Here is a 7,975-nt window from a genome sequence, read left to right as displayed (position 1 = left end):
GCACCCCCTAATGGTCCTCCTTCTCTCACCCACCACCCCGCCCCGCAGTATCCGCCACCCAGTGCCACCGAAGGGCAGCAGTGCGCCCATCCAGCCTACGGCGAAGAGATTATCGGCCGACAGCCCCCAGATTCCGTGCAAGGGCAACCGCGTAGGCATTTCCATGTGCTGCCATTGCGAAGCGGTGGCATCGGTGTTGCCGGTATAGCGCAACACCATGCCTTCATCGCCCACCACAAAAAGCTCGCCATTGCCTGTCCAGCCGGACCAGAGTACGTCGCCATCACCGGCACCCACTTCTGGTACCCGGTGCCAAGGCGCGCGGCCAGGCGCAGAGGCGTTATCCGTTCCCAGCAGCTGGCGAAAAAAACGACGGCGGTCAGGCGCACGAGTGTCAGTCATGATAATACTCTCGGATAATGGGTAAGCAGCCCATAGACAAGGGCTGCAGGAATGTCAGTCGGGACTCAACCCTGTTGAGCCGGGCCGTTATGAGGACCCAGCATGGCTTCCAGCTGTTGGCGCAAGGCCTCCCGCTGCTCCGGGGGCACGGCGTTCAATGCCTGCTCAAGTTCTTCACTCTCCAGGCTGGCCTGGGTAAGCCCTTGTAAGGACTGTTTTGCCGCTTCCGCAAAACTCGCCTTTGCATGGGCCACACAAGCGTTGACGGCCGGGGCGAATGCCTGCGCTTCCGGGCCTTCCGGTTCTGACAAGACGATCGGTACGCCGGTATCGGAACCACTGGACAACGTCAGGGATAAGGGAATTTGTGCCAGGGATTCTACATCGGCTTCTGCCAGAGCTTGCGCCAGATGAGCGCGGGGGAATACATGAAAGTGCCCGCTGCAGTGGGGGCAGGTTACACCGGCCATATTCTCCACCACACCAAGCAAAGGCATGCCACGCTCCTGGCAAAAACGCACGGCCTTGAGGCTATCCATCAACGCCACTTCTTGCGGAGTGGTGGCCAGTAATGCGGCTACATCATGGCCTTCAAGCATATCTGCCAGGGTAATCAGTTCGTTGCCTGTGCCCGGCGGCATATCGATTACCAGAAAATCCAGCGGTCCCCAATCGAATGAGCCAATCAGGTGGTGCATGAAGTCGTGCTTGTAAGCATCCCGCCAGACAATGGGGGTGTCGTCCCTTTCCATCATGAAGGCCAAAGAACCAACCTTTACCGGGTGCTCCAGACCAAAAAACTCAAAATCCTTTGGCGGTAATCCCTGTTTGCCCAGGCGCACGCGCTGACCCACAAAACCGAAAAACCGGCTTTGATTTGGGCCATGGATGTCGGCATCCGCCACTCCTACCCGGTACCCCTGAGCCGCCAGCCCGGCCGCTACGTTGGCTGATACGGTGCTTTTACCCACGCCGCCCTTGTTGGCCATCACCATAATGATCTGGCCAATCTGCGCAAGGCGGGATTCAATCAGACGTTTTTCATGGTGCCCCTTGTCCAACTGGCACCGCTCTTCTTCCGGGCAGAACTGGCAGGCATGGCCACGGCCGCAATCTTCCGGTACCAGAGCCAGTGGGTCACGACCGGGAAAATGGGAAACCGACATGGGGAGCTCCTCAGTTCCTGGTTTTGCTGTCCAGACTGGTGTCCAGAAGAATCCAGGTATGGGTGACACGTTTGTTGCCATCACGCTCTTTGTCGCTACCCTGCCACACCGCAAAGCCGATGGGTATGGTTTCACGATCAAAGTTAACTTCGTACTCACCATCTGGCTCAAAGGGCCGGGACATGACGACATTCCATTGCCGGTCTGCAGGCACCTCGTCAAAGAAATACTCACTGGCGCCGGTAACATTCTGTTTTTGCAGTGCGGTTGTACTGCCATAGCCACCTGCAGCCAGGTTTTCTACCTTGTCGTCGTCGGCGCGCCAGTACCAGATATTAACGGGGTTCTCGTGATCGGTGCCCATCATGTAGGAAGTATCAACATCATTCAGTGCGAACTGCACTGCCACACCATCGCGGAACCCATCCACCGTGGTACCACGGTCTTCCGTTGCATCTTTCCAATGCATGCGAATGTAAAGGCGCTCATCGGAACGGGCTACCTGAAAGTAAACGTGTTTGCCACGGGTAGCGCCTTCATCGAAACGCAAGCCAACCGACTGATGCACCGGAGGGGCAGGTAACAGGTTGGTGCGGTATTTGGGCAGGCGATCCCAGATCAGATCATTCGGGTCGTCCTGAGTGCGCAAGTAAATGCCTCCCGGAATACGCGACACCTTCACCGTATCCCAGGCTTTTACCTCGCTAACGTTGGGGTTTCTGTCGCTGTGATCAGCCAATGCATGGCTGCTTGCCAGCACGCAGGATGCCGCCAGAGTGAACAAGCCGGTTAACTGCTTGATGCGGTTTACCAAAGAGCCCTTTTCAGAATGGTGAGATGTCATGGCATGGTTCCTCATGCGAATCGTTTGGGTTCAGTCCCACATGGGCTGACTGGTGGCTTCGGGGCCGGCTTTTCTTGTGCCCTCTTCCGGGCATGGCCCTACCTGATTTTCCAGCGCTCTTTGTTGGGTATGGGTCCAGTCCGGGAGTACGTTCACCAAATGAGCCAGATTGGCATCCAGACCGTGCTGGTTTTCGTGGGCGTATTTGGCCCGAATGGCTTGCAGTAGCGGCCGGAGATAACGCGCCAGAAAATCCCGTTGGGCACGACGGTAAGGCGCTGCATCACGTTGGTTTTCCAGCGCTTGAACCTCCAGATGGCACAGCAGTGCGCAGAATTCCAGCATCGCTATAAGGTGGTCAGGTTGGTCCTTGTGGCCTTCATCGTCCACATTGGCCGTCAGCCCGAAGTGTGTATAAAACGCCTGAACATTCAACAAATAGGCACCGGGTGTCAGGCCGCCTACCAGACTATCGTAGGCGCTTGCCACCAATGGCACCCTTGGTTTGCCCCGCTTGCCGTGAACAAATGTAGCCATGTAGCCTACTTGTAAATCTTCCGAACTGGGGCTTGTCTCAAATCTTGGGCAGGGTTCGTCGTCCAGCGTTTGCCAGGCTTCGTTGAGCGCCTCTTGCAGGCGCCCATCAGCCAGAGCCTCCCAGGTTTCTTCCATGGGGTAACCCAGGGCCACGGCAGCAAGGCGATAAATGGCGCCCCGGGCTTCGGCATGCTCCAGTTCATGTTGCCGAACAGCGGGTGCTGCTAATTGCGTCATTACCTTTCTCCCGGCTTCAGCTCAGCTTGAACATTTCAGCGTGTTTGTAGCCGATCAGGATATCCATCAGCTCGCTGCCTTCACCATCAGCTTTGGCCTGTCGAGCTTCCTGCAGTGTGTCCAGAACCTCACCGGTGCGGGGGCCGAACAGGCTTTCCAGATACGAAAGCGGAATACGGGGCTCATCCAGCTGTTCGCCGTTTTCGCCAAACTTGGGTGGCGACAGGGGCGGCACGTAGAACACGTTGGGTTCGGTGCCCCACTCTGCGTGCAGCGGCAGGGCCACTTTGTACTTCTCCACCAGCTTGTGAATCGGGCCGTCTTCGTCGTCGCGGTAGCCTATCCACCGAATTCGACCCACACACTGCTGGGCGCAGGCGGTGGGCAGCCCCTTTTCGATGCGCGGGTAGCAGAAAATACACTTCTCGGATTTGGATATTTCCTCGTTGAAGTAAATCTTCTTATACGGGCAAGCGTTTACACAGTAGCGATAGCCACGGCAGCGCTCCTGATCCACCAGCACAATGCCGTCTTCCTGGCGCTTGTAGATAGCGTTGCGGGTACAAGCTGCCAGACACGCCGGGTTGGCGCAGTGGTGGCACAGGCGCGGCAGGTAGAAGTAGTAGCTGTTGGGGTAGTCACCCAGACCTTCGTCTTCATCCCAGTTGGCGCCCCAGGTGGGTTTCACATTGGGGCGCAGCCAGGGGTCGGTGCCGGTCATCAGCGCGTCTTCGTAGTTGTACTCCCAAGGAATGCCATAGTCTTCCTGGCTGGGCTGGCGCCCCAGACGCAAAGCGCCGTCAGCGTCGAAACCACCGCCCATGTTCTCGTAATCCCGTGGGTAACCTTTACCCGGCTGGGATTCCACGTTGTTCCAGTACATGAACTCACGGCCGTTGCGGTTGGTCCACATGAGTTTGCAAGCTGCGGTGCAGGTCTGGCAGCCGATGCACTTGTTCAGATCCAGGACCATGCTGAGTTGGCGTTTAACAGTCATGATTATCTCCTCTTAAACGGCTCGTGGGTCGGTGATGTCTTCGTGCTTTGCCAGCTCAATGTCGTAGCAGCTTTCATGGATATGCTGGTTGGCGTTCCATTTTGCGTAAATGAACTGTAGATGACCCCAGCCGCCCGCCAGCTCCAGGGGTTGCAGGAACACGGCATTGGAAATGTTCATGTTCTTGCGCTGGATGTACTGATGCGGCTCCCAGCCGTGCTCCATCATGATGGAGTTCACCGGTATGCTCGGGTAGAACTTGGCCTGGGCGTAAAAATCGCCGTTGGCGTTAAACAGCCTAACCGTGTCACCGTCCTTGATGCCCCGCTGTTCAGCAAGCTGCGGGTTGATGTAGATGTTGGGCTCGCCCCTCTGTAAGCGCAGCAGGTACTTGTTACTGCGCCAGTTGGAGTGGATGCCCCAACGGGCGTGGGGTGAGTAGAACTCCAAGGGGTAGTTGGACGCCTTGGGCCCCGCATGCAAACGCGCCGTGGGTACGGTGGAGTTCAGTTTCTTGAACCAGGGGTGGTCACAGTAGAAGGTTATACGCCCGGTCAGGGTTTCGTAGGGCTTCTTGCCGTCCGTTTGCGCGGTGAAGGGGTTATAGCCTTCATCCGGCTTTAGGGGCTGGTTCAGACCCGCGTGCTCGTTCATTACGATGAAGCCCTTTTCGGCAGCTTCTTCAATAGTGACACCGCCGAATTCTGGGGAATCCTCAATGATGTGTTTGAGCACATCGTAGTCGGTGTTCAGTGTGCCCTGGCGGGTAAAGTCATCGTGAATGGTATGCAGATCACGGGTTACATCGCCGTCTTGAATCGGGCCAATGCCACGGGCAACGGCGCGTTCCTGTATTTTCTTGGTGAGCAGCGCCATGATTTCCCAATCAGGCTTGGACTCACCCACAGGCTCAACCGAACGGGTAAAGATGTTGGCAAAGCGGTGATATCCCTGGGTGCGGATATCCCAGGCTTCATAGTGGCTGGCCGCAGGTAGCACGTAGTCGGCCCATTCAGCGGTGGAGTCCATGCGCACGTTAATGTTTACGTACAACTCTTCCGCCTGACGCAGATGCTCTTCCCGGTACTTTTTGCTCATCTTGTTGCGGCGGAAGGTGTTGTCGGCAATGGAAATCATGCCCTTGATTTCGCCGTAATACGGCATCCAGCCCTTTTCCATGGACTCGTTCATCATCTCTTCCATCTCATCGAGATCGAAGCCAACACGTTTTTTCAGCTTTTTATTGTCGAAGTGCTTGCGAGCACCTTCCATCATGCCACCGCGCAGGAATTCACCCAGGCCACCGGGTTCCAGACGGGCGGATTTCTTGCCCTCAAAGCCTGCGAGTTCGCTCCAGCGGGGGTGATTCCACACAACCCAAGATGTATCCAGACCACCGGTACGGCCGCCGTGGCCGGTCAATGCCAGTGTTAACGCATAACCCCAGCAGGTGTACAGGCAGTTGGAGTAGCTTGAGGTGACATAGCCCAGCATGATGATGGCTTTTTTGGACTTCGCCAGCAGGCGTGCTTCCTGACGCACAATATCCGGGTGAATGCCGGTGTGCTCCTGGGTCTTTTCCGGTGTGAACTTTGCCGCTTCCTGCTTCACCTGCTCAAATACCGTAGTGACCTTTACGCCCTGCTCTACAGTAAAGGTGCCTTCAAGAGCCGGGTCCACCTCGCCCAGCTTCAGGGTTTTGTCTTCATCGCCCATGGAGCCTTTGGCTTTTACTGCTTTATTGGTGTTCAAATCCCAGTGGTAGAACACCTCGTCGGACCCGCCTTCCACCAGATCCGATTCCCGCAGCAGGTTGCCGTTATCACGGCGCACCAGCATGGGCAGGTCAGTTTGTTCCTTGATGAAATCTGGCTTGAACAACCCTTCTTCAAGGATCACGTTAACAAAGGACATAGCCAGAAACGGATCCGACCCCTGCTCTATGGGCATCCACAAGTCAGTATGAATGGCACTTGGGTTGTAATCCGGTGAGGTGCTGGTGATGCGTGCGCCGTTGTATTTTGCTTCCCAGATATAGTGGGCATCGGGAATGCGGGTGGCATTAGGGTTAATCATGCCCAGCATGATGTAGTCGGCATCGAACCAGGCATCGGAAGTGAAGCTTTCCAGTGGGTTGCCATAGGCCAGGTGAGCGCCGGTCAACAGATCCCCTACCACGGTGAAACCGTCGAGCTGGATTCCGCCCACCAGAGCAGCAAAACGCGCGGGGCCAGACTGGCGAACCATGGTCTGGTTGCCGGAGCCCTGGTGAGTCTTGAGTTTGCCGGGGCCGTGTTTGACGAATATATCGATGATTTTGTCAGCCACTTCTTCCGTAGCCTGATCCCAGGAAATGCGCTGCCACTTGCCTTCGCCTCGCTCACCGGCACGCTTCAGCGGGTAGCGCAGGCGGTCGGCTTCATACATGGAGGTGGAATGAATGGCACCTTTCTGACAGCCGCGGGGGTTGGCATCGGGGATGTTCTCATGAACCTGAGGGTATTTGGCAATCTGTTCTTCGCGGATAACAATGCCGTCTTTAACGTACACGTCCCAGGCGCAGTTACCCATGCAGTTGATGCAGTGGGCCGCATGGCCGACGCTGTCCCAGGTCCATTCGTTACGGTACAGGTCTTCCCAGTCACGGTAGGGGTATTCTGTGGCTAGTGTGTCTTCGATCGGCTGTAACCGGTTCAACGCCCAAACATTGCCGCTGAGCATCACACCTGTACCCGTTACGCCCAGACCTTTCAGGAAATCGCGGCGCTTCAGCTTCCACATCCCCATGACCTTCTCCTCATCGACAATTGCCGCTTTTCGCCGACCCAGATCGACCACGGCTTGTTTATGACCTGTTCGTCACGCTCGAAATTAACGGGTTGTCCGATGCCCAGTCTTGCGAAGGAAAGCAGTTTAAATGACAAAAATTATCATCTGAAAAACAACATCATAAATAACAAGTACAGTCTCTTCACCGGCCAACTCCCATCAAATTAGCATAGGTCAAATATTTGTAGCCGTCGTAAAATACTTATAGCCACGTATCTCCGTGTAAATCTTGATGCACGTCAAATATGGCCAAATGCACGGCCTGCCTTTCCTTGAAAACTGGCACATTCTGGCGCTTACTTGATACTTGTGGATTAGGTCAGACTCTGGAGATTGAAATGAAAACCCTAGTAAGAAAGCACGCGCCGATTGGCATTATCCTTGGTGCTTTTGCACTGCCAGCAGCAGTAGCAGCAGACGCTGAGGCAGGTGCAAATAAAATCGCGACCTGCGTAGCCTGCCACGGTGTTGATGGCCAATCCACGGCCTCGATATATCCAAATCTGGCTGGGCAAGCACCGGAATACCTTGTGCTCGCCCTCAAAGCCTATCGCGCAGGTGAGCGCAACGGTGGAATGTCAGCTGTTATGACCCCTCAGGCAACAAATCTGACCGATGAAGATATTGCGGATATGGCGGCTTATTACAGCAAGCAATAACATTTGGTTTTATTGGCTCAAGCCTCAAACGGGTTATTCACGAAACCGCTGTATAAATGCTTCAGATTCCGCAATGGATGCTTCCATATCACGAACAAGGCTATCTACATCCTGTCGAATCTGCCCCAACTCGTCCTCGAGGGAACCTATCGCCTGAGCGTTAAGGTTATGCTTTAGAAAAAGCACCTGATCTTCAAATGCTTCGAGCACAGGGTCCATTCGCTTTTCAACCTGGTGCATTCGGGTAATCAAGCTGCTGTATAATTTGCGGGTTTCATCTAGCCTGCGCTTACTGGTGTTCCTA

The 7,975-nt window shown here is 55.4% G+C and carries 8 protein-coding genes; 1 reads left to right on the top strand and 7 read right to left on the bottom strand.

Translation table 11 applies throughout. The annotated features are described in order from the left end of the window. From ACN0XM_RS18935 to clrA, 6 genes are all read right to left on the bottom strand, one after another. Positions 1 to 402, bottom strand: a 402-nt coding sequence (locus tag ACN0XM_RS18935; protein ID WP_417568488.1) for a hypothetical protein, incomplete at its 3' end; no start/stop codon positions are given. A gap of 65 nt (positions 403 to 467) precedes the next feature. Beyond that, complete coding sequence (locus ACN0XM_RS18930; RefSeq protein WP_417568487.1) at positions 468 to 1,568, bottom strand: P-loop NTPase; 1,101 nt, start codon at positions 1,566 to 1,568, stop codon at positions 468 to 470. A gap of 10 nt (positions 1,569 to 1,578) precedes the next feature. Further along, entirely contained in the window at positions 1,579 to 2,412 is an 834-nt protein-coding gene (locus tag ACN0XM_RS18925) for an ethylbenzene dehydrogenase-related protein (RefSeq protein ID WP_417568486.1), read from the bottom strand. Between the two features lie 30 nt (positions 2,413 to 2,442). Next, positions 2,443 to 3,186, bottom strand: coding sequence for a molecular chaperone TorD family protein (locus ACN0XM_RS18920; protein WP_417568485.1), 744 nt, complete (start codon positions 3,184 to 3,186; stop codon positions 2,443 to 2,445). A 16-nt stretch (positions 3,187 to 3,202) separates the two neighbouring features. Next, complete coding sequence (clrB, locus tag ACN0XM_RS18915) at positions 3,203 to 4,183, bottom strand: chlorate reductase subunit beta (RefSeq protein ID WP_417568484.1); 981 nt, start codon at positions 4,181 to 4,183, stop codon at positions 3,203 to 3,205. A gap of 12 nt (positions 4,184 to 4,195) precedes the next feature. Continuing rightward, entirely contained in the window at positions 4,196 to 6,970 is a 2,775-nt protein-coding gene (clrA, locus tag ACN0XM_RS18910; protein ID WP_417568483.1) for a chlorate reductase subunit alpha, read from the bottom strand. A gap of 380 nt (positions 6,971 to 7,350) precedes the next feature. On the opposite strand from clrA, the gene ACN0XM_RS18905 reads away from it, so the two are divergent. Continuing rightward, positions 7,351 to 7,671, top strand: coding sequence for a c-type cytochrome (locus ACN0XM_RS18905; protein WP_417568482.1), 321 nt, complete (start codon positions 7,351 to 7,353; stop codon positions 7,669 to 7,671). 33 nt (positions 7,672 to 7,704) lie between these two features. On the opposite strand, the gene ACN0XM_RS18900 is transcribed toward ACN0XM_RS18905, so the two are convergent. Then, positions 7,705 to 7,975, bottom strand: a 271-nt coding sequence (locus tag ACN0XM_RS18900) for a DUF2959 family protein (RefSeq protein WP_417568481.1), incomplete at its 5' end; no start/stop codon positions are given.

It is taken from the genome of Marinobacter sp., assembly GCF_048269445.1.
Lineage (GTDB): Bacteria > Pseudomonadota > Gammaproteobacteria > Pseudomonadales > Oleiphilaceae > Marinobacter.
Note: the sequence above shows the minus strand (reverse complement) of the source record. Positions and strands in the feature narration are given on the sequence as shown.

Excerpts from the sequence above, each read along its gene's own strand:
- ACN0XM_RS18920 (WP_417568485.1), bottom strand. The coding sequence starts at position 3,186 with ATGACGCAATTAGCAGCACCCGCTGTTCGGCAACATGAACTGGAGCAT.
- ACN0XM_RS18905 (WP_417568482.1), top strand. The coding sequence starts at position 7,351 with ATGAAAACCCTAGTAAGAAAGCACGCGCCGATTGGCATTATCCTTGGT.
- clrB (WP_417568484.1), bottom strand. The coding sequence starts at position 4,183 with ATGACTGTTAAACGCCAACTCAGCATGGTCCTGGATCTGAACAAGTGC.
- clrA (WP_417568483.1), bottom strand. The coding sequence starts at position 6,970 with ATGGGGATGTGGAAGCTGAAGCGCCGCGATTTCCTGAAAGGTCTGGGC.
- ACN0XM_RS18925 (WP_417568486.1), bottom strand. The coding sequence starts at position 2,412 with ATGACATCTCACCATTCTGAAAAGGGCTCTTTGGTAAACCGCATCAAG.
- ACN0XM_RS18930 (WP_417568487.1), bottom strand. The coding sequence starts at position 1,568 with ATGTCGGTTTCCCATTTTCCCGGTCGTGACCCACTGGCTCTGGTACCG.